This window comes from Sediminicola luteus (assembly GCF_040566555.1).
GTDB lineage: Bacteria > Bacteroidota > Bacteroidia > Flavobacteriales > Flavobacteriaceae > Sediminicola.
In genome coordinates this window covers 320,978-339,712 of the sequence record NZ_JBEWYP010000001.1, presented here as the reverse complement: position 1 = coordinate 339,712, position 18,735 = coordinate 320,978, and the positions used below count along the sequence as shown (strand labels likewise).

General features: G+C 39.3%; 21 protein-coding genes and 1 other RNA gene. 10 read left to right on the top strand and 12 right to left on the bottom strand.

The window, feature by feature from the left end; all coding sequences use genetic code 11:
- The first annotated feature begins 63 nt into the window (after nucleotides 1-63).
- A complete protein-coding gene (locus tag ABXZ32_RS01425; RefSeq protein WP_354616900.1) occupies nucleotides 64-819 on the top strand; it encodes a CDP-alcohol phosphatidyltransferase family protein in 756 nt (251 codons plus the stop codon).
- Nucleotides 820-877: 58 nt separating this feature from the next.
- Here the strand turns inward: ABXZ32_RS01425 and lptB are convergent, their stop codons facing one another.
- The 4 genes from lptB to ABXZ32_RS01405 form a co-directional block, all read right to left on the bottom strand.
- Nucleotides 878-1,618, bottom strand: a complete 741-nt coding sequence (gene lptB / locus ABXZ32_RS01420; protein ID WP_062055084.1) for an LPS export ABC transporter ATP-binding protein — start codon at nucleotides 1,616-1,618, stop codon at nucleotides 878-880.
- Between the two features lie 63 nt (nucleotides 1,619-1,681).
- Nucleotides 1,682-2,032: a carboxymuconolactone decarboxylase family protein gene (locus ABXZ32_RS01415; RefSeq protein WP_354616899.1), complete on the bottom strand. Its 351-nt coding sequence runs from the start codon at nucleotides 2,030-2,032 to the stop codon at nucleotides 1,682-1,684.
- Nucleotides 2,016-2,825, bottom strand: a complete 810-nt coding sequence (tatC, locus tag ABXZ32_RS01410) for a twin-arginine translocase subunit TatC (RefSeq protein WP_408016473.1) — start codon at nucleotides 2,823-2,825, stop codon at nucleotides 2,016-2,018. Before tatC ends, ABXZ32_RS01415 begins: the two co-directional genes overlap by 17 nt.
- A gap of 26 nt (nucleotides 2,826-2,851) precedes the next feature.
- Nucleotides 2,852-3,817, bottom strand: coding sequence for a KpsF/GutQ family sugar-phosphate isomerase (locus ABXZ32_RS01405; protein WP_354616897.1), 966 nt, complete (start codon nucleotides 3,815-3,817; stop codon nucleotides 2,852-2,854).
- A gap of 212 nt (nucleotides 3,818-4,029) precedes the next feature.
- On the opposite strand from ABXZ32_RS01405, the gene recQ reads away from it, so the two are divergent.
- Nucleotides 4,030-6,231, top strand: coding sequence for a DNA helicase RecQ (recQ, locus tag ABXZ32_RS01400; protein ID WP_354617304.1), 2,202 nt, complete (start codon nucleotides 4,030-4,032; stop codon nucleotides 6,229-6,231).
- 70 nt (nucleotides 6,232-6,301) lie between these two features.
- On the opposite strand, the gene ABXZ32_RS01395 is transcribed toward recQ, so the two are convergent.
- Genes ABXZ32_RS01395 through ABXZ32_RS01385 form a run of 3 tightly spaced genes read right to left on the bottom strand, consistent with a single transcriptional unit; the run spans nucleotide 6,302 to nucleotide 7,227 of the window.
- Nucleotides 6,302-6,610, bottom strand: a complete 309-nt coding sequence (locus ABXZ32_RS01395; RefSeq protein ID WP_354616896.1) for a CCC motif membrane protein — start codon at nucleotides 6,608-6,610, stop codon at nucleotides 6,302-6,304.
- Between the two features lie 10 nt (nucleotides 6,611-6,620).
- Entirely contained in the window at nucleotides 6,621-6,953 is a 333-nt protein-coding gene (locus ABXZ32_RS01390; RefSeq protein WP_354616895.1) for a CCC motif membrane protein, read from the bottom strand.
- Nucleotides 6,954-6,969: 16 nt separating this feature from the next.
- The gene (locus tag ABXZ32_RS01385) at nucleotides 6,970-7,227 is read right to left on the bottom strand and encodes a DUF2752 domain-containing protein (RefSeq protein ID WP_354617303.1); all 258 of its coding nucleotides are present in this window, start codon (nucleotides 7,225-7,227) and stop codon (nucleotides 6,970-6,972) included.
- An 88-nt stretch (nucleotides 7,228-7,315) separates the two neighbouring features.
- Here ABXZ32_RS01385 and ABXZ32_RS01380 point away from each other — a divergent pair, with 88 nt between their 5' ends.
- Both ABXZ32_RS01380 and ABXZ32_RS01375 read left to right on the top strand, forming a co-directional pair.
- Complete coding sequence (locus ABXZ32_RS01380) at nucleotides 7,316-7,513, top strand: hypothetical protein (RefSeq protein WP_354616894.1); 198 nt, start codon at nucleotides 7,316-7,318, stop codon at nucleotides 7,511-7,513.
- Nucleotides 7,510-8,058, top strand: a complete 549-nt coding sequence (locus ABXZ32_RS01375) for a Smr/MutS family protein (RefSeq protein WP_354616893.1) — start codon at nucleotides 7,510-7,512, stop codon at nucleotides 8,056-8,058. The genes ABXZ32_RS01380 and ABXZ32_RS01375 overlap by 4 nt, the downstream gene beginning before the upstream one ends.
- A gap of 2 nt (nucleotides 8,059-8,060) precedes the next feature.
- Here ABXZ32_RS01375 and ABXZ32_RS01370 read toward each other — a convergent pair whose 3' ends face one another.
- On the bottom strand, nucleotides 8,061-8,561 hold the full coding sequence (locus tag ABXZ32_RS01370; RefSeq protein WP_354616892.1) for a hypothetical protein: 501 nt from the start codon (nucleotides 8,559-8,561) through the stop codon (nucleotides 8,061-8,063).
- Nucleotides 8,562-8,675: 114 nt separating this feature from the next.
- Between ABXZ32_RS01370 and ABXZ32_RS01365 the strand changes: the two genes are divergently transcribed.
- Nucleotides 8,676-9,824, top strand: a complete 1,149-nt coding sequence (locus ABXZ32_RS01365) for a cysteine desulfurase family protein (protein ID WP_354616891.1) — start codon at nucleotides 8,676-8,678, stop codon at nucleotides 9,822-9,824.
- Here the strand turns inward: ABXZ32_RS01365 and ABXZ32_RS01360 are convergent.
- Genes ABXZ32_RS01360 through ABXZ32_RS01350 form a run of 3 tightly spaced genes read right to left on the bottom strand, consistent with a single transcriptional unit; the run spans nucleotide 9,821 to nucleotide 14,650 of the window.
- A complete protein-coding gene (locus tag ABXZ32_RS01360; protein WP_354616890.1) occupies nucleotides 9,821-10,474 on the bottom strand; it encodes a hypothetical protein in 654 nt (217 codons plus the stop codon). The genes ABXZ32_RS01365 and ABXZ32_RS01360 overlap by 4 nt on opposite strands.
- 10 nt (nucleotides 10,475-10,484) lie before the next feature.
- A complete protein-coding gene (locus tag ABXZ32_RS01355) occupies nucleotides 10,485-12,953 on the bottom strand; it encodes a TonB-dependent receptor (protein WP_354616889.1) in 2,469 nt (822 codons plus the stop codon).
- Between the two features lie 5 nt (nucleotides 12,954-12,958).
- Nucleotides 12,959-14,650 (bottom strand): M23 family metallopeptidase, encoded by a 1,692-nt coding sequence (locus ABXZ32_RS01350; RefSeq protein WP_354616888.1) that lies wholly within the window; start codon nucleotides 14,648-14,650, stop codon nucleotides 12,959-12,961.
- 194 nt (nucleotides 14,651-14,844) lie between these two features.
- On the opposite strand from ABXZ32_RS01350, the gene ABXZ32_RS01345 reads away from it, so the two are divergent.
- From ABXZ32_RS01345 to rny, 4 genes are all read left to right on the top strand, one after another.
- A complete protein-coding gene (locus ABXZ32_RS01345; protein ID WP_354616887.1) occupies nucleotides 14,845-15,135 on the top strand; it encodes a hypothetical protein in 291 nt (96 codons plus the stop codon).
- Between the two features lie 14 nt (nucleotides 15,136-15,149).
- The gene (locus ABXZ32_RS01340) at nucleotides 15,150-15,437 is read left to right on the top strand and encodes a cell division protein ZapA (RefSeq protein ID WP_062055056.1); all 288 of its coding nucleotides are present in this window, start codon (nucleotides 15,150-15,152) and stop codon (nucleotides 15,435-15,437) included.
- A gap of 61 nt (nucleotides 15,438-15,498) precedes the next feature.
- Nucleotides 15,499-15,608: non-coding RNA, 6S RNA (gene ssrS, locus ABXZ32_RS01335), on the top strand.
- A gap of 49 nt (nucleotides 15,609-15,657) precedes the next feature.
- Nucleotides 15,658-17,226, top strand: coding sequence for a ribonuclease Y (gene rny / locus ABXZ32_RS01330; protein WP_354616886.1), 1,569 nt, complete (start codon nucleotides 15,658-15,660; stop codon nucleotides 17,224-17,226).
- 68 nt (nucleotides 17,227-17,294) lie between these two features.
- On the opposite strand, the gene ABXZ32_RS01325 is transcribed toward rny, so the two are convergent.
- A complete protein-coding gene (locus ABXZ32_RS01325) occupies nucleotides 17,295-17,759 on the bottom strand; it encodes a nuclear transport factor 2 family protein (RefSeq protein WP_354616885.1) in 465 nt (154 codons plus the stop codon).
- 135 nt (nucleotides 17,760-17,894) lie between these two features.
- Between ABXZ32_RS01325 and ABXZ32_RS01320 the strand changes: the two genes are divergently transcribed.
- Nucleotides 17,895-18,623, top strand: a complete 729-nt coding sequence (locus ABXZ32_RS01320) for an NYN domain-containing protein (protein WP_354616884.1) — start codon at nucleotides 17,895-17,897, stop codon at nucleotides 18,621-18,623.
- Nucleotides 18,624-18,735 lie beyond the last annotated feature (112 nt).

The window sequence follows — 18,735 nt, the reverse complement described above, 5'->3', positions numbered from 1 at the left end:
AACTAATTTTACGCAGCACTAGCATTTTTGGTATCCCAGTTGCTGTAAAAAAAAAACATAGACATGAAAAGACATATTCCGAACCTCATTACCTTATTAAACGTTTTATGTGGCTGTATAGCCGTTGTATTCGCTGTTAGGAACGATTTGGAAATTGCCGCTTTATTTGTGTTCTTGGGGATATTTTTTGATTACTTCGATGGACTTGCTGCAAGGTTACTGAAAGTGCAAAGTGAACTGGGACTACAGCTCGACTCATTGGCAGATATGATCACCAGTGGCTTGGTGCCAGGGATTGTAATGTTTCAATTATTGAAAATGTCCTCTGTGGGAGGATGGAATTTGGAATTTGGTGCTGAGGCTTCCTCTTCCATGGCCCATAGTTCAACAGAACTTAATGTATTGCCTTTCTTGGGCTTTGTTATTACTTTGGCCTCGGCCTACAGGCTGGCAAAATTCAATATAGATGAGAATCAGGTTTCTTCTTTTAGTGGGCTCCCGACGCCTGCCAATGCACTTTTGATCTTTTCATTGCCTTTGATCCTTTTGTACCACAATAATGAATTCTTAAATGGGATTATATTGAACCAATGGTTTTTGATTGGTATGACTTTGCTCAGTGCATATCTATTGAATTCAAATATAGAACTCTTTGCCTTGAAGTTTAAAAATTGGAGTTTTAAGGATAATGCCCTGCGTTATGTATTTATTGCCGTTTGCATTGTTTCCATAGGCACTATGAAGTTTTTGGCAATTCCTTTTATCATCGTTTTTTATGTGGCCAGTTCCCTTGTGAATGGGATCAAGATTACGAAATAGGTTAATATCCTAGCTGGATGATATGTGCTTTTCGAGAACTTATTAGGGAATTGGTAATCTAGAAGTCCAATTTTTTCTTACGCAGCTCAAAATTTTGACCCAGATACACCTTGCGCACCATTTCATCGGCCGCTAAATCTTCCGGGATACCTGATTTTAAGATCCCACCTTCGAACATCAAATAAGAACGCTCAGTTATGGCCAAGGTTTCTTGAACGTTGTGATCCGTGATCAAAATACCGATGTTTTTGTTTTTCAATTGGGCAACAATACGCTGGATGTCCTCTACGGCTACAGGGTCTACTCCCGCAAAAGGTTCATCCAAGAGAATAAATTTGGGGTCGGTAGCCAAGGCTCTCGCAATTTCTGTCCGTCTGCGTTCACCCCCCGATAAAAGGTCGCCACGGTTTTTACGGATATGCCCCAAACTGAACTCTTCTATGAGCGACTCCATTTTCATGAGTTGCTCTTTTTTGCTCAATTTGGTGAGCTGTAATACACTTAAAATATTCTTTTCAATACTGAGTTTTCTGAATACCGAAGCTTCTTGAGCCAGATAACCAATACCGTTTTGGGCCCTTTTGTACATTGGAAAATTTGTGATTTCCATATTGTCCAAATAGATGTTCCCTCCATTGGGTTTGATAAGGCCAACGATCATATAAAAGGAGGTTGTTTTTCCTGCCCCATTAGGTCCCAGAAGTCCAACAATTTCCCCTTGGTTTACCTCTAGGGAAATTCCTTTTACTACTTTTCGTCCTCTATAGGACTTCATGATATTCTCTGCCCTTAACTTCATTTACTCGTATTATTTTCCAAATCTAACCCATAATATTCTTTATGGAACAGATTTGTAATTATTTTAACCTTCCTGGGTCTCCAATGCCTCCCAGTATTCATAGGCCCTTCTTAAATGGGGAACTACTATGGTACCCCCAACCAAGGTGGCTATCCCCAAGGTTTCCATTACCTCTGCTTTGGTTGCTCCTTCCTTATGAGAGCTTTCCAAGTGGTATTTTACACAATCATCGCACCTTAGAACGGCAGAGGCAACTAGTCCTAATAGCTCTTTTGTTTTTACATCCAATGCTCCTGGAGCATAGGCGTTGGTGTCTAGATTAAAAATTCTTTTGATGATCTTATTGTTATCGGCCATCAGCTTCTCGTTCATCTTAGAACGGTAGGCATTAAATTCTTCAACTTGATTTGGCATTCTTTTTATTTTTTTTAGCTTCTTGACGTATTACGTATCCGGATATATAAATACTTACTTGGTATAATACTAAAATAGGGATGGCCACTATGATCTGACTGGCTACATCCGGAGGGGTGATTACCGCAGAAACAATTAAAACCACTACCAAGGAAATTTTGCGGTATTTTTTCAATACCTCTGGAGTTACCAGACCTATCTTGGTTAGAAAAAATATGATGATAGGAAGTTCAAAGACCAGTCCGCAGGCAATAACTGCCGCACGCACCGTGGAGATATAAGATCCTAAATCTATGTCATTAAAGACCTCTTTACTCACTTGGTATCCTCCCAAAAAGTTTATGGAAAGCGGGGCTACTACATAATACCCGAACAATACGCCAGTGAAAAATAGCACAGAGGCAATAAAGATAAAGCCCCTGGCATTGTTTTTTTCTTTGGTATAAAGTCCTGGAGAAATAAACTTCCACATTTCATATAGTATGTATGGAAACCCTACAATAAATCCGGCCCAGATGGAGGTCCAGATATGGGCAGAAAACTGTCCGGCCATTTCCCTACTCTGAATTCTGAACAAGGGTTCTGTTCCACAAAAAGCCTCACTGAACCCAAGCATTTTTGAAAGATGGCAAAATAGTTTATAGGTGGGAAAATCTGGTCTTTTGGGACCGAATATTACCGTATCAAAAATGAAATCCTTCATGATAAAGGCAACCAATCCTATAAGCACCACTGCGATAGTGGATCGGATTAAATGCCATCGCAATTCCTCGAGATGATCAAGAAAAGACATCTCATTGTGATTTTTGCTATTCGCCATTACAGTATACCTTCGTTGATTAAGTTGTGCAAATGTACTACTCCCATATAATTTTCACCGCTCATTGCAAGTAATTGTGATATCCCTTTTTCTTGCATAAGCTCAAGGGCATTGATTGCCAGGACATCGGTTTCAATAGTTTTTGGTGTTGCGGTCATAATATCCTTGGCTGTAAGCCCCGTAATATTGTCGAACTTATTTAACATTCTTCGAATATCCCCGTCCGTTACGATACCTACTACCTTGCCGTTTTCCAGTACTGCAGTTACCCCTAGCATCTTTTCAGAAATTTCCACAATGACCTTCCTTACATCTGAATCCACATTTACTGCTGGTTTCATATTGTTGTTTGCAATGTCCGATACCCTTAGATACAATCTCTTTCCCAACGCACCTCCAGGGTGATATTTGGCAAAATCCTTACTGCTGAAACCTCTTAATTCCAATAAGCATATGGCGAGGGCATCCCCCATGACCAATTGGGCAGTGGTACTGGTGGTAGGAGCCAAATTATTTGGGCAGGCCTCTTTTTCCACAAAGGTGTTCAATCGAAAATCGGCATGGGTGGCCAAGAATGAATCCATGTTACCTGTCATTCCGATCAATTTATTATTGCCACTTTTAATCAAAGGGACCAACATTTTTATCTCAGGGGTATTCCCACTTTTAGAAATACAGATCACCACATCATCATCTTGTATGGTGCCCAGGTCACCATGGATGGCATCTGCGGCATGCATAAAAATTGAAGGGGTTCCGGTGGAATTTAATGTAGCGACAATTTTGGAAGCTATAAGAGCACTTTTTCCGATACCGGAAATGACCACCCTACCTTTCGATTGATAGATAAGGTCAACAGTCTGTGCAAACTCCTCCGTTAATAGTGAGCCTAAATGGTGAATGGCCTCCGCTTCTGTCTCAATGGTTTTTTTTGCTATATTTAATATAGCCTTGGTATCGCTCAATGTGATAATAGAATTATGTGATTGAATTACTAAAAGAATGTATTATATTTAATATCGCAAAATTACATAAACTTAATTTTATAGTATATTTAAAATATCAATAAATAAATTTGCCTGAATTGTTTTGCCAAAGGTAAAAATCCGTATATTAAAAAATGAAGTTTTGCCCTTTGAAATCAAAGGGTGATGATAATAAAAATGTAAGGAACCGTATGGGTTTGAATGGAATGGATATACATGCCTCATTAAAAAAATACTTTGGATTTTCAAAGTTCAAAGGTCTTCAAGAACAAGTCATAAAAAATATAGTACAAGGAAAGAACACCTTTGTAATTATGCCTACTGGTGGGGGTAAATCCCTTTGCTACCAGCTCCCTGCTCTTATGCAAGAAGGAACGGCCATCGTGGTCTCTCCACTAATAGCCCTGATGAAAAACCAAGTGGATGCCATTCGTGGAATATCTTCTGAAAATGGCATTGCCCACGTATTAAATTCATCTTTGACCAAAACCGAAATTAGGCAGGTTAAGGATGATATAACCAGTGGAATTACAAAATTGCTTTATGTTGCACCGGAATCCCTCACCAAGGAGGAATATGTAGATTTCTTGCAATCTGTAAAAGTATCCTTTGTGGCCGTGGATGAGGCTCATTGTATCTCGGAATGGGGACACGACTTTAGACCTGAATATCGAAATTTACGTGCCATTATTGCTAGGTTGGGCGACGATATACCAATTATTGGTTTAACGGCTACCGCCACCCCAAAAGTACAGGAGGATATCATTAAAAATTTGGGAATTACAGAGGCTAAGGTTTTTAAGGCGTCTTTCAACAGACCAAATTTATATTATGAGGTACGCCCAAAAACAGCCAACGTAGAGGGGGATATCATCCGTTTTGTAAAACAAAATTCAGGTAAATCAGGAATTATATATTGTTTGAGCCGTAAAAAGGTAGAAGAACTGGCCCAGATATTACAGGTCAATGGCATCAGTGCCGTTCCTTATCATGCGGGCTTTGATGCAAAAACAAGATCTAAGTACCAAGATATGTTTTTGATGGAAGGTGTTGATGTTGTGGTAGCTACCATTGCATTTGGAATGGGAATAGACAAACCAGATGTGAGGTTTGTGATCCACCATGATATGCCTAAAAGTATTGAAAGTTACTATCAGGAAACTGGCCGTGCAGGAAGGGATGGTGGCGAAGGTCATTGTCTTGCGTTTTATTCCTACAAGGATATTGAGAAATTAGAAAAGTTCATGTCCGGTAAACCAGTAGCGGAACAAGAAATAGGGAACGCCCTCCTACAGGAAGTAGTGGGTTATGCCGAAACCTCCATGTCGCGTAGAAAGTTTATCCTTCATTATTTCGGAGAGGAATTTGATGAGGTGAACGGCGAAGGAGCGGAAATGGATGATAATACCAGAAACCCCAAGGAAAAGCAGGAGGCCAAAGATGATGTTGTTAAGCTTATCCAGGTAGTGCAGGGTACGAATGAAAAGTTCAAATCCAAGGAAATTGTCAAAACCTTGACGGGAAAGGTCAATGCCCTGATATCTTCTCATAAAACTGATGAAAAGCCATTTTTTGGTATAGGGGAAGAGAAAGATAAAGGATATTGGATGGCCCTCATACGGCAGACCTTGGTCGCGGGGCTTATGAAGAAGGAAATTGAGCAATACGGAATCCTGCATGTTACGGAAAAAGGGGCCAATTTTCTGAAGAACCCTACGTCGTTTATGATGACGATGGACCATATCTATAGCCAGGCAGCAGATGATGCCATTGTAAGTGCGGCAAAGACCGCAGGTGGGGTGGCCGATGAAAACTTATTGCAATTGTTGAAGGACCTTAGGAAAAAGGAAGCTAAAAAATTAGAGGTGCCACCATTTGTGGTATTCCAGGACCCCTCTTTGCAGGATATGGCGTTAAAGTATCCTATTACGGTGGAAGAACTGGTCAATATTCATGGAGTAGGCGAAGGCAAAGCCAAGAAATATGGGAAACCTTTTGTGAAATTCATTGCCAATTATGTTGAGGAGAATGATATTCTAAGACCGGACGATCTTGTAGTTAAAAGTACGGGAGCTAACTCGGGCCTTAAGCTCTATATTATCCAAAACGTAGATAAAAAATTACCTCTAGACGACATTGCTGCCGCTAAAGGATTGAACATTTCTGAACTGATAAAGGAAATGGAGCAGATTGTTTTTAGTGGAACCAAACTCAATCTGAGTTATTGGGTAGATGAAATTTTAGACGACGACCAACAAGAAGAAATACATGATTACTTTCTGGATGCGGAAACGGACAATATTGAAGAAGCAATCAAAGAATTTGATGGGGATTATGAAGACGAGGAGCTTCGGCTGTACCGATTAAAATTTATAAGCGAAGTGGCCAATTAGGGCCCTAATTAAAGAATAAAAAAAATCCCCTGACTCTTCAGGGGGATTTTTTTTATGGTTGTGCAATTGGTTAATACTGGTCGAAACTGCCTGTTGTAATTATGGCTACTATAGTACCAAAAAACAGAATCAGAGCCAATAAACAGACAAGGGATATACCCAAGCCTATATAGGAAAGGATTTTGGCTGTTTTTACATTTTCAAAGCCCGAGTACAATTCTGGATTATCATAATATAAATTTTCAGCCTTACCTGCACTTATTAGGCCTATGATACTAAATATAATACCAAAAGGGCCACAACATAGAAATGGTGTTATTATGGAAATAATTCCCATGGCCATAGCGTTGCTTGCTCCTGGTAACGGTTCCCTATTCATAGTATTGCTTTTATTGGTTCATTATATCTTCCATTCGCTCTCGCATTAATTCTTCATCCTGTAGCGCATCCCATCCTACCATAGATATTACCCAAACAATCATCAAAATAAAGAGAATGTTCAGTACCAATCCGATAATGGCCAGAATCTTTCCTGTTTTTATAGTGCTATAATCGGTATATAATTCTGGGCTAGTCTTATAAAGATTCGCAGATTTATTTGCCAAAATCAATGCTATTACGGCCAATATGAGGCCAAGAATACCATAGCACCAACATAGGACAATGGAGGCGATACTTAGTACAATAATCATTGTGGCATTCGGTAATTTCTGTTGTTCCATAAATAAAGGTTTAGTTTTAAAGTTTAAAAATAAAGTTGGTAATTATAAGTAATATAGTTGAAGCGGTTAAGGCTATAATTATTTTATTGGCGTGTTTTACGGGATAAAAATTATTGAACAATAAGAATCCCAGTAGTGGTATCAGAGGATATATTGCGGGGTACATTAGAAAAGCTTCCCTAAATTGTCCTTGGAATATCAAGGATACGGCTCTTTGTAGGCCACATCCAGGACATTCAATGCCTAGGAGCTTTTTGTTTAAGCATGGAAGCATAAAATCATCCAAAGAAAATAACATCAAAAAAGGGAGTATTTTCATGAAAATAGATTCTTTTGGTGAAAATTACTATTAATTTTGGGGAATGAAAACAAAACGAATTATTTATTTTTTGCTCATCATTACAGGTGCCTTGATCATGGGAGCAGGTGAATCATATATGCAAAAAGAATACGCATTAAGCATCGGGATAGTTTTGTTGATGTTCGGGATTTATAAATCCACACAGATCTGGAGTAATGGTAATGATGGAGAGACAAATGAGGAAAAGGACCAATCATGAGCAAGTTTAAAGTAGGGGACAAGGTAGAGACCGTAGATGATGTTATTGTTGGAATCGTAAAGGGTATCCAGGGAAATCTAATTTCCGTTGAGACAGAGGAAGGTTTTATGCTCAGTTTTTCACCGGGAGAATTAATGTTGGTTGCCAATACGGATGACATCACGGTCCATAATTTTGAGGTGGCACGAATAAAAAAGGAAAAAGAAACTCCAAAAAGGAGAAATACACAGACCGTTAAGCCTAAAGAACGCAGTGCCCCAAAGATGGAAGTTGATCTTCACATCCATCAATTAGTACCCTCCAATAGAGGTATGAGCAATTATGAAATATTAAATATCCAATTGGATGCTGCCAAAAGACAATTGGAATTCGCAATGGGCAAACGTATCCAAAAAGTGGTATTCATACATGGAGTGGGAGAAGGAATTCTTAAGGAAGAACTGTACTACCTCTTTAAAAGATATGAGAATGTTAAATATTATGATGCGGATTACCAGAAGTATGGACTAGGGGCAACCGAGGTTTATATTTATCAGAATGCGTAAAATTACTCGGTGGTTGTTACCACTCCAAAATCATTGATGCTTAAATCCGTGATCCTAGATCCATTCTCGTTCACTAGCGATATTTCGCTTAATTGAATGGTGTGTTGGTATGTGATCCCGTCCTCCAAGAGAATGGTATTTACGAGGACCTTCCCATCTATAGCCTCAATTTCATCAACAACTGTAGGACTTGTGGGTGGGATATCACTACAAAAGTAAGTGTTGCTCACAGTGCCGGAAAAAATTCTATAAGTGATTTTTGAATTACCGGGAATGGCACTTTCGAGGCTGCCGTCCGAAACTTCATTTTTTAAAATCCCTGCTTCCAAGGTCAATATTAACGCTTCATCGCCATTAATCTTGAAGAAGACCTGACTCGCTGTGGTAGCGGTTCCGCAAAAGGCTATAGTGCTATCGTCAAAATTCAACGTTTCTATTTGAAGATCCCCGTCATCGCAGGAGAGTAATAAACCTAAAAAAGCAAAAAGAATAACTTGTTTCATGCGTCAAATTTAATTCAAAAAAAAGGGAATTCCCTATAGCTTTTACCTCTATTTAGGAGAAATTAACTTTATTTCATTTATTTTTGGCCATTATATAATCTGAAATTTTGTTTCATGCAAAGAGTATATCTGGATAGTGCTGCGACCACGCAGGTGAGGGAAGAAGTTATTGTAAAAATGCAGGATGCACTTGCCAATTTTTATGGGAACCCATCTTCTACCCATAGTTTTGGGCGTTCTGCAAAGACAGCCATTGAAAAAGCCAGAAAAACGATAGCTAAGGAACTCAATGCACATCCTTCGGAAATAATATTTACCTCCGGGGGTACAGAGGCTGATAATATGATCCTGAGGGGTGCGGTTAGGGATTTGGGTGTAAAGACTTTGATCACCTCCAAAATAGAGCACCATGCCGTATTGCATACAGCCGAAGAATTGGCCAAAGAATATGGGGTAACCCTTCACTTTGTGAATTTAGATCCCTCCGGAAATCCAGATATGTTGCACTTGACATCTTTGTTGCAACAGGATGATTCCAAGAAGTTGGTCAGTCTAATGCATGTCAATAATGAAATTGGCAATAAAATAGATATTGATGCCATAGGAAAACTTTGTGCGGATAACCATGCACTTTTTCATTCAGATACCGTACAGTCCGTGGGACATTATGAATGGGACGTGAAAAATACACAAATTGATTTCTTAACGGCTGCAGCTCATAAATTCCATGGTCCCAAGGGTATTGGTTTTGCATATATAAAAAGAAATACCGGGCTTAAACCATTAATTTTCGGGGGCTCCCAAGAACGGGGGTTTAGAGCGGGAACAGAATCTTTCCACAATATAGTTGGTTTGGAAGAGGCTTTTATCGTTGCCTATAAAAATATGGATGCGGAACGTAACTACGTCACTGATCTGAAAAAGTACTTTATTGAAAAGCTAGGGAAAGAACTTCCCGAGATTACATTTAATGGCCTGTCTGGAGATTTGGACAAGAGTACCTATACTTTGGTCAATGTGTGTCTTCCCTATAGTGAAGAAAAGGCCTTAATGTTGCTCTTTCATTTGGATCTTAAGGGTATTGCTTGTTCTAAAGGAAGTGCATGCCAATCTGGGAGTGATCTAGGTTCCCACGTGCTGGGAGAGATCCTTTCCAAAGATGAACTAAAGAGGCCATCATTGCGTTTCTCTTTTTCTAAATACAATACAAAAGAAGAGTTGGACTATGTTATAAGTGTGTTGAAGGCCTACGCGAACGATTAATCCCTTTTTCTATTTTTCGCCTTTTCCCTTTCATAAGGAAATTTACGGGTAGCGGATTTCATCATGCCATCGATAAGGTCATTGGTGTTTTTTCCAGATTTCTTGTTGATCTCCTTTTCGTATTTCCACAATAATTTTCCGCTTTGCCCATCACTGATCTTCATGCCGATTCTTCCATAATTGGAATCACCCATAAGGTAATCAATGAAACTGAAGCCGGCAGGGATCCCTTTTGAGAGTAATATATTCATGTCGAGGTTACCACTGATGATACCATCCACCTCCAATATTTTGCAAAGTTCTTTAATTGTGTAAACATCAATATTGTCATAATCAATATCATTCTTCGCCAAAATAGCGTTGGTGTTTTTGATATTTTGAAATTCCACAGAAAATTTCTTTTTCTTTTTTATACGCGAGAAGTAAATCTCCAATGCATCCTGAACCGCATAGCCCTCCTTTTTTTCAAGAGCCTTAAGCTCATTTTTTGAGATTTGGTCTTTGAGTTCCAAATTGGTCAGAAAGGGAATAATGGCCAAGACCTCGTGTTCGCTGCTAAGCGCATCAAACTTATCACTTTCGTAAATATTCTTTTGGGCATGTAATGCCACAGAGGTAAACAGTAAAAGGTAAATTAAATTCTTCTTCATTGCTTTTATTCTAAAAACGAGTCCCGATCTTTAGGTTTAATACACGGGAGGTCATAAAATTGGGGACTGCATATTCCCTTTTGCTATCCACATCCCTGACCCAAGTATTGGTTATTGAGTTTTGGTTATTGAAAAGATTAAAAATTTCAAACCCAATATTCAATTCCTTAAACCCATGAAGCCAATGATTTTTCGGATACGTTGTATTGGCGTCCACAAAAATATGGGAAATTCCCAAATCTGCCCTCCTATAATCTCTTAATCTATTCTGAAAGTTGTAGGGATCGGCATAGCTAGGAGATCCTCCTGGCAATCCTGTGTTGTACACAAGATTTAAATACATCTTTAAATTTGGGATGTTGGGAACATAGTCCTGGAATAAAACCCCAAAGTTTAGGCGTTGGTCGGTAGGCCTTGAGATATAACCTCTATCGTTTATGTTTTCTTCGGTTTTGAGGTATCCCATACTCACCCATGACTCCGTACCTGGCACAAAGGCTCCGTTCATCCGTATCTCTGCGCCATAAGCATAAGCCTTTGCGTTGTTGGCTGCCGCGTATCGTATACGCACATCCTCAAGAGTGTAGGGGTTAACGCTGTTCAGTTTTTTATAATAGGCTTCGCTTTTTAAGGTAAAAGGCCTATCCCAAAGTATGAAGCTATATTCATTTCCCAGTACGGTATGTACAGATTTTTGGGCCTTTACATCGGTGTGGACCATTCCTTCTTGGTCGCGCAATTCTCTATACATGGGAGGCTGTTGATAGAGCCCGCCAGCAAGAGTGAAAAGCATATCCAGATCCCAATCGGGCTTTATGGAAAATTGTCCTCGGGGGCTGACGATGGTGTGGGCCGACTTATCGACGTTTTTTCCGCTGACCGTCCAGTGTTGAGCTCTAATTCCCAGGTTATAATAAATATGGTGTCCACGCCATTCCAGTCTGTTACTGTACTGCGTAAAGGCTGAAAAACGGTTGGTTTTAATTAAATTTTTGGCACTTACCCCATCAAAAGGAATAATTGGGCCATCAAAAGGGTCCTCAGGTTGGTTGTTCTGAAATTCAGATCGTGGTGGTCTTACAAAGAAACCCAAAGAGTCTAAAAATTCAGATTCCCTCAACTGATCTCTTATATCTTCATGGGAATATGTGGCTCCCCATTCCAACAGTCTAGAATTCTTGGCATATGTTCCCTTGTGGGAGATATTAAAAATTAAAGCATCCAAATCATTTCTGGCCCTGTTAAATTGAGAGCCAATTCCTCTCGTTGCGATTGCGCCACCAGCATTATCACTGCTGAGGTCGGTATCTACAGTGCCTAATTCATAGGAGGCAAAGACATCGGAGTATTCTTCTTCTGTGGTATGGTAGAGGGAGGTCGTAAGGTTCAAATTCAAATGATCGTTGAGTTTGTAGCTCGACATGATAGCCCCTTGTGTTGTTTGAAACCTATTGTTTTCCCTGCCCTGGTAATAAACCAATAACGCTTTGGGATCATCCAGTGTTCCAAAATTTGTCTGTCTTGTCAATGGTTCATTTTGATAATCGTTCAAGGAGAAGGAACCTAAGATTCCAAGGGTTACTTTTTTGGTGATTCTATAATTTAAGAACGACTGTATATCTGCAAAAGTGGGGTTGAAATTGGATTTTGTTTGTTGACTGTTCACCAATAAGCTATTGTTCCTATAGCGGATCCCAGTAATGGTAGATAGGTCTTTTTCTTCAGATATGGTTTCTATTGTACTGCTAAGGCCAAGTAAGCTGGCGTCGGCTCGAATGGAGAATTCTGTGGGCTTTTTATAGGTGATATCAAGAACAGAGGATAATTTATCTCCATATTCCGCTTGAAAGCCTCCTGGTGAAAACTCTAAGTTTTGTACCATATCAGGGTTGATAAAACTCAAGCCCTCCTGTTGTCCCGATCTGATGAGAAAAGGGCGGTAAACCTCAATACCATTGACGTAGACTAAATTTTCATCATAATTGCCGCCTCGTACAGAATATTGTGTGCTCAATTCATTGTTGGAAGTTACTCCGGGCAATAATTTAAGTACATTTTCAACACCTGCATTTGCTCCAGGAATACGCCTAATTACCCCAGGAGGAATAGTGGTTATGCCCTCTACTCGTTTTTCGCCAGATGCCGTAACGGTTACACCGTCTACTTGGGTCATTCCTTCTTTAAGAACGGGGTTGAATTCAAAGGTTTCGTTGGAAGAGAGGATTAAATTTCTTAAAACGACAGGCTCATGGCCGATATGCGAAAAGGTGATGCTTGTTTTTTGTTCAGAAATGACTTGAAGGATATAAAAACCATCTTTGTCAGTATAAGTGCCCTTGGAATCAGAACTAACGTTCACATCTGCCAGAGGGATGTTTTTTTCGTCCAAAACAACACCCGTGATGGTGGCAGTCTGCGCTAAGGATAACTTCCCTAGGCAAAGCGTCAGTATTAAGAGTACTGTTTTGGGACACTTCAATTTTTTTAGTTTCTATAAAATGTACTTGTAAAGGTACTGGTATTTCCAACATTATCAGTAACCACTACTTTGAGCTCACACTGTTTTTGATCCAGAATTTTATCGTCGAAGTTATAGGTTAGGGTATTGTTTTTTGTTTCGTACTCCATCAATATCCAATCCCCATTGAGGGTTGCAGTATAGGTGTCAATGCCGCTAAGATCATCAGAAATCGTTAAGCTCAAATATCTGTAATTGGTCAACCATTGCTTGTCCTTAAAGTTTTTGCTTCTTATTTGTGGTGCAATGGTGTCTTTGACCAAGGCATAGGTGCCCAGATTTTTGGTTCTTGTGGTAAAGGTGTTGTCCCTTCTGTATGTGGAGGTGTAGCTTGGTTTCAATCGATTCCCAAGTCGGGCAATGAACATTTTGCTTCGGTCCTCCTCGGAATATTTGGTCGCATCAAAAGTTATTGTAAAATTCCTATGGGCTGGCATACGTCCATTGTGAATGGTGACAGTGTCGTTTCCTTTTTTAAGATCCATATAAAAATCTTCGTAAAAAGTATTGGCAGGAAAATATACTTTGGCTGCGCCTAGATCATAGTTATTTGGCTTTGAAGCGATAATATAGGTGTCTGTTTTATTGGTTTCTTTTATCACCTTTAAAGGCAGTTTTTTGCCCTCAACAGGGATTACCAACCTAGTTATATTATTCGATAGATCTTTTAAAAGTATTTCTACCTGATAGCTCATTCCTTCGTCAACTACTATTTTTCCATCATTTTTTAGGGTGTTGTAGATGGTGAGGTTATTGCCAGGGGATTTAAAACATTTGGTGATCCATTTTCTATATTTCCCAAAATAGTCGTAATCTATCAAGGTATTGATATAACGTGTTTCGGTGAAAGAGAATTTTTCAAAATTAAAATCGGTATAAACCTGTCCGTTTACCAATTGTTGAACGGAGAAGACCCCATTTTTATTGGCGGCCATATCTTGCCGATCATAGGCGTTGAACCCAAATCCAATAGTCCCACTGGCCATCACCTTATCGGCTAAAAATGAGCCATCACTTTGCTTGGTGAAATTAATTTGTGCCATATCATTGCTTTGATTGATCTGGGCATCGCTGGAAAGTGGGTAGGCAAATAGCTCAAGAAGAGTGGGATTGGTCGCGTCCCTAACTTCCAATCCATAAAGCAAGGGATTGGTAGGCATTTCTGATGCGCTATTTCGTATCTCAAAATGTAAGTGGGGTCCGGCAGATCCACCAGTATTGCCACTATAGGCGATAAGATCCCCTTTTGCTACCTTTAGTTCGCCAAAATCGGGGAACACTTCAACCTCGAACGACTGTTTTTCATATTGTATTTTTTTGATGTAGGCCTCAATTTCGGGTGAAAATTTTTGAAGATGGCCATAGACCGAGGTGTATCCATTAGGATGTGCCAGATAAATTACTTTGCCATAGCCCCAAAGAGATACCTTTATTCTGCTAATGGTTCCTTCTGATATGGCATAAATGGGCAGTCCTTCACGTTGTTGGGTTTTGATGTCAATTCCAGAGTGAAAATGGTTGGACCTAAGCTCCCCAAAATTGCCTGATAGGATCAAGGGGATATCCAAGGGAGACCTAAAGACATCTTTAGGATAATTGTCTTGTGCACAAATGGTTAGCGAAAAGAATAAAAGCAGACCCAAAAAAGTAATTCTCATAATGTGTAATAAGTAAATGCGAATGTAATTAAACGGTTGAAATGGTAAAAATCTATTGCTGTTAAAATGGTTAAACCAATAAATTTGAACCAATTGTATCCAGTATAAAGAATTCCGATAAGAATAATTGTAAAAAGTATTGCGAAGTCGTTTGAGGTATGTTAACTTTGTGTAAAATGCATTGAAATTTGCATATGAGTGAACTAGTGGAAATTGTTGATTCTTTAGAAAATAAAATTAGTATGCTGCTCCATAAGTTAGAGCTTCTGGATCAGACTAATTTAAAATTGGAGGAAGAGTTGAACGCTATGAAAAAGGGCCATGAGCTAACTGAAAATTCCGCTTTGGAATGGGAGGAAAAGTACAATTCACTTAAGCTTGCAAATTCTATGCTAGGCAGTAATACGAATAAAACGGAAGCTAAGCTTAAAATAAACACGTTAATTAGGGAGTTGGACCATTGTATAGCCCAACTTGCTGAGTAACGTTCAACAATACAATGTCAGAAAAGCTAAAAATAAAACTTTCTATTGCGGACAGGGTATATCCTTTGACCATAGACCCTAGCCAAGAAGAAGGTTTACGCAAGGCTGCTAAAAATATTGAGCAACTGGCTAAGAAATTTGAGCAGAGTTATGCAGTAAGGGACAAACAAGATGTTTTGGCCATGTGTGCTTTGCAGTTTGCTTCTAAAATTGAGCAGAAGGGAATAGATCAATCAGAAGATACAAAAGAAGTCGAGGAGCGTTTAAAAGCCCTTGATCATCTGATTGCCACCAAGCTCTAACAGAAATAAGTTCTTTAAAATAAATAATGTTACTGCCCACATTGGTAATTATTTTTGACAAACTCAACACTATTTTGTTTGAAAAGGGTGAGTTTAGATTGTAAAAGCAGGCCTTACTAGTATAAGGATCCTTGATCAGTCTGTTAGCCCTAAACCTGTTTATCGGGGTTTGTACAAAACTTCCTCCAATGTGGGCTTTTTTTTTAATAATTTTTAAATTATGGACAGTACTACAATAATAATAGTAGGTATAGTTGGTCTTGCGATTGGTTTTGCCATTGCCAAGATTATGGAAAAGGGAAAGGCTTCCAAAACCATAGACAGTGCAAAAAAAGAAGCGGCATCCATTATCAAGGAAGCTGAATTGCAGGGAGAAAGCACTAAAAAGGATAAGATTTATCAAGCTAAGGAAAAGTTCCTGGAACTTAAAGCAGAGCACGAAAAGGTCATTATAAGCAAGGATAAAAAGATTAATGAAGCTGAGAAACGTACAAGGGATAAAGAATCACAGATCAGTAACGAGCTTGCCAAGAGTAAGAAACTAAACGATCAGCTTGAAGTAAAGCTAAAGGAAGTAGACCATAAAAGCGAATTCTTGGAGAAAAAGCAATCCGAATTGGAGAAGCTTCACAAAAGCCAAGTACAGCAGTTAGAGGTAATTTCAGGATTATCTGCCGAGGATGCCAAAAGTCAATTGATGGAGTCCTTGAAGGAAAATGCAAAATCTGATGCCATGGCATTTATACAATCCACGGTGGAAGAGGCTAAGTTAACCGCTCAACAAGAAGCTAAGAAAATTGTTATCAATACCATCCAACGTATTGGAACCGAAGAAGCTGTAGAAAACTGTGTTTCTGTATTCAACTTGGAATCAGACGACGTAAAAGGCCGTATTATTGGTCGCGAAGGAAGAAATATCCGAGCCCTAGAAGCGGCAACAGGGGTTGAAATTATTGTTGATGATACCCCGGAAGCTATAATTCTTTCTTGTTTTGATTCTGTAAGAAGGGAAGTAGCGCGTTTATCACTTCACAAATTGGTGACCGATGGTCGTATTCACCCGGCACGAATTGAAGAGATCGTTAAGAAAACGGAAAAACAGATTGAAGAAGAAATCGTAGAGATAGGAAAACGTACCGTAATCGATTTGGGAATCCATGGGCTGCACCCTGAGCTTATCAAAGCTGTTGGTAGAATGAAATACCGTTCTTCCTATGGACAAAACTTATTACAACACTCTAGGGAGGTTGCCAAACTCTGTGGTGTTATGGCCGCTGAATTGGGTCTTAATCCTAAACTGGCCAAACGTGCAGGACTATTGCACGATATAGGTAAAGTTCCAAACACAGAAGCAGAGGTAGAGACTCCACATGCCATCTTAGGAATGCAATGGGCAGAGAAATACGGAGAGAAACCAGACGTTTGCAATGCGATTGGTGCCCACCATGATGAAATAGAAATGAAAACCTTGATCGCACCAATTGTTCAGGTGTGTGATGCCATAAGTGGTGCAAGACCAGGTGCTCGTAGACAAGTATTGGATTCGTATATCCAACGTCTTAAGGATTTGGAAGATATCGCCTTTGGTTTTGGTGGTGTTCAAAAGGCCTATGCCATTCAAGCCGGTAGAGAATTGCGAGTGATCGTGGAAAGTGAAAAAGTGAGTGATGAGAAGGCAGCGGAGCTATCTTTTGAAATATCACAAAAAATTCAAACCGATATGACCTATCCCGGTCAGGTTAAAGTGACCGTTATTAGGGAAACACGTAGTGTGAATGTTGCAAAATAATCGCAATTAAAACTTCTTAAAAGCGAGCCATCTAGGCTCGCTTTTTTTTTGATTCTGCGCATTCCCAATTATAGTTTACTTTCAAAATTTGACAGTAATTTGTTGGTTTGGATTTGTAACTTATTCTTAAAGAAAGGGGTCCACCCCAAAATAAATCCTTTTATGCCCATTGCCTGTTTTGACCATTTGTAAAGGTCAAACGAATCTTTATGGGAAATGATTTTCCCTTCTTTAAACCTAAATTCGGCCTGTACGATATTATGGATTTTTCTCCCTGTTTTACTAAAAACATAAAAGGCTTCCCACGTCGCAGTAGTAACTTCTGCCGAGCTTTTTACGTGGTTTACATGTACCGTAAATTTCTTTCCTTTTTGGGAGGCACATAGCATTCTCCACATGTTCTTTGCCCGCTCACCCTTTAAAACACCAAAAGCCGGGTCTTTAAAAATAACATCTTCATGATATTGTGAAACCATTTTTTCAGCATCTAAATTGTTGAACGCACTATAAAATTGTTCTATTTGTTCCTTCATTTAATAGGGAATAAAGACAAAAGGTTTCGTTATAAAACTTCACAAATTATAAATGGGACCTGTGATTTAGTTCAATATACAAATTGATTGGATAGGGTTAAAAATACTATAAGATTATTGTATCTTTAAACCCCTATGATAAAAGACACAAAACTGGCCGTTTTGATTGACGGCGATAACATTCCTTCCAAATATGTAAAGGAGATGATGGAGGAGATCACCAAGTATGGAACTCCCACTATAAAGAGGATATACGGGGATTGGACCAAGCCCCATTTATCCAAATGGAAAAATATTTTATTGGAGAACGCCATTAATCCTATCCAACAGTACGGTTATACCGTAGGGAAAAATGCGACGGATTCGGCTATGATTATTGATGCCATGGATATCTTATATTCCAACAAGGTAGACGGTTTCTGTTTGGTCTCATCAGACAGTGATTTCACGAAGTTGGCAACAAGGTTAAGGGAGGCCGGTCTAAAAGTTTATGGAATAGGGGAAAAGAAGACTCCCGATCCATTCATTGTGGCCTGTGACAAGTTTATTTATCTGGAAATCCTTAAATCCGGCAATGAAAAACAAGACGGACAGACCGACTCCAAGAAGCAAGAGGTTGATAAGATAACCCCCAATATTATGCGTTTGTTGCGCAATTCGGTCTCCGATGCGGCAGATGAAGATGGGTGGGCCTTTATGGGCGATGTAGGATCCTTGATTCTTAAAAAGCAGCCTAACTTTGATTCCAGGAATTTTGGATTTGAGAAATTGACACCTTTGTTCAAATCGTTAAATCAATTTGAGATAGATCACAGGGATCAACCTAATGCGCGCTTTAAACTGGTTTACGTCAGGAACAAATAGGGTAAAGCATTGCTGTCCAAGACTTCGCTTCCTTTTGGGATTAAGGTTCTTGCCATAATAAAATTGAATCGAAAAAATTAGGTGTACCTTTGCAGCTTCATATAGAGGTGAC

What these genes read in the sequence shown, in the direction of transcription:
- ABXZ32_RS01325 (WP_354616885.1), bottom strand. Translation starts at nt 17,759, where the DNA reads ATGAAGGAACAAATAGAACAATTTTATAGTGCGTTCAACAATTTAGAT.
- ABXZ32_RS01415 (WP_354616899.1), bottom strand. Translation starts at nt 2,032, where the DNA reads ATGCCAAATCAAGTTGAAGAATTTAATGCCTACCGTTCTAAGATGAAC.
- ABXZ32_RS01370 (WP_354616892.1), bottom strand. Translation starts at nt 8,561, where the DNA reads ATGAAACAAGTTATTCTTTTTGCTTTTTTAGGTTTATTACTCTCCTGC.
- recQ (WP_354617304.1), top strand. Translation starts at nt 4,030, where the DNA reads ATGGGTTTGAATGGAATGGATATACATGCCTCATTAAAAAAATACTTT.
- ABXZ32_RS01390 (WP_354616895.1), bottom strand. Translation starts at nt 6,953, where the DNA reads ATGGAACAACAGAAATTACCGAATGCCACAATGATTATTGTACTAAGT.
- ABXZ32_RS01385 (WP_354617303.1), bottom strand. Translation starts at nt 7,227, where the DNA reads ATGCTTCCATGCTTAAACAAAAAGCTCCTAGGCATTGAATGTCCTGGA.
- ABXZ32_RS01350 (WP_354616888.1), bottom strand. Translation starts at nt 14,650, where the DNA reads ATGAGAATTACTTTTTTGGGTCTGCTTTTATTCTTTTCGCTAACCATT.
- ABXZ32_RS01380 (WP_354616894.1), top strand. Translation starts at nt 7,316, where the DNA reads ATGAAAACAAAACGAATTATTTATTTTTTGCTCATCATTACAGGTGCC.
- lptB (WP_062055084.1), bottom strand. Translation starts at nt 1,618, where the DNA reads ATGAAGTTAAGGGCAGAGAATATCATGAAGTCCTATAGAGGACGAAAA.
- ABXZ32_RS01360 (WP_354616890.1), bottom strand. Translation starts at nt 10,474, where the DNA reads ATGAAGAAGAATTTAATTTACCTTTTACTGTTTACCTCTGTGGCATTA.
- ABXZ32_RS01425 (WP_354616900.1), top strand. Translation starts at nt 64, where the DNA reads ATGAAAAGACATATTCCGAACCTCATTACCTTATTAAACGTTTTATGT.
- rny (WP_354616886.1), top strand. Translation starts at nt 15,658, where the DNA reads ATGGACAGTACTACAATAATAATAGTAGGTATAGTTGGTCTTGCGATT.
- ABXZ32_RS01375 (WP_354616893.1), top strand. Translation starts at nt 7,510, where the DNA reads ATGAGCAAGTTTAAAGTAGGGGACAAGGTAGAGACCGTAGATGATGTT.
- ABXZ32_RS01365 (WP_354616891.1), top strand. Translation starts at nt 8,676, where the DNA reads ATGCAAAGAGTATATCTGGATAGTGCTGCGACCACGCAGGTGAGGGAA.
- ABXZ32_RS01320 (WP_354616884.1), top strand. Translation starts at nt 17,895, where the DNA reads ATGATAAAAGACACAAAACTGGCCGTTTTGATTGACGGCGATAACATT.
- ABXZ32_RS01395 (WP_354616896.1), bottom strand. Translation starts at nt 6,610, where the DNA reads ATGAATAGGGAACCGTTACCAGGAGCAAGCAACGCTATGGCCATGGGA.
- ABXZ32_RS01340 (WP_062055056.1), top strand. Translation starts at nt 15,150, where the DNA reads ATGTCAGAAAAGCTAAAAATAAAACTTTCTATTGCGGACAGGGTATAT.
- ABXZ32_RS01345 (WP_354616887.1), top strand. Translation starts at nt 14,845, where the DNA reads ATGAGTGAACTAGTGGAAATTGTTGATTCTTTAGAAAATAAAATTAGT.
- tatC (WP_408016473.1), bottom strand. Translation starts at nt 2,825, where the DNA reads ATGTCTTTTCTTGATCATCTCGAGGAATTGCGATGGCATTTAATCCGA.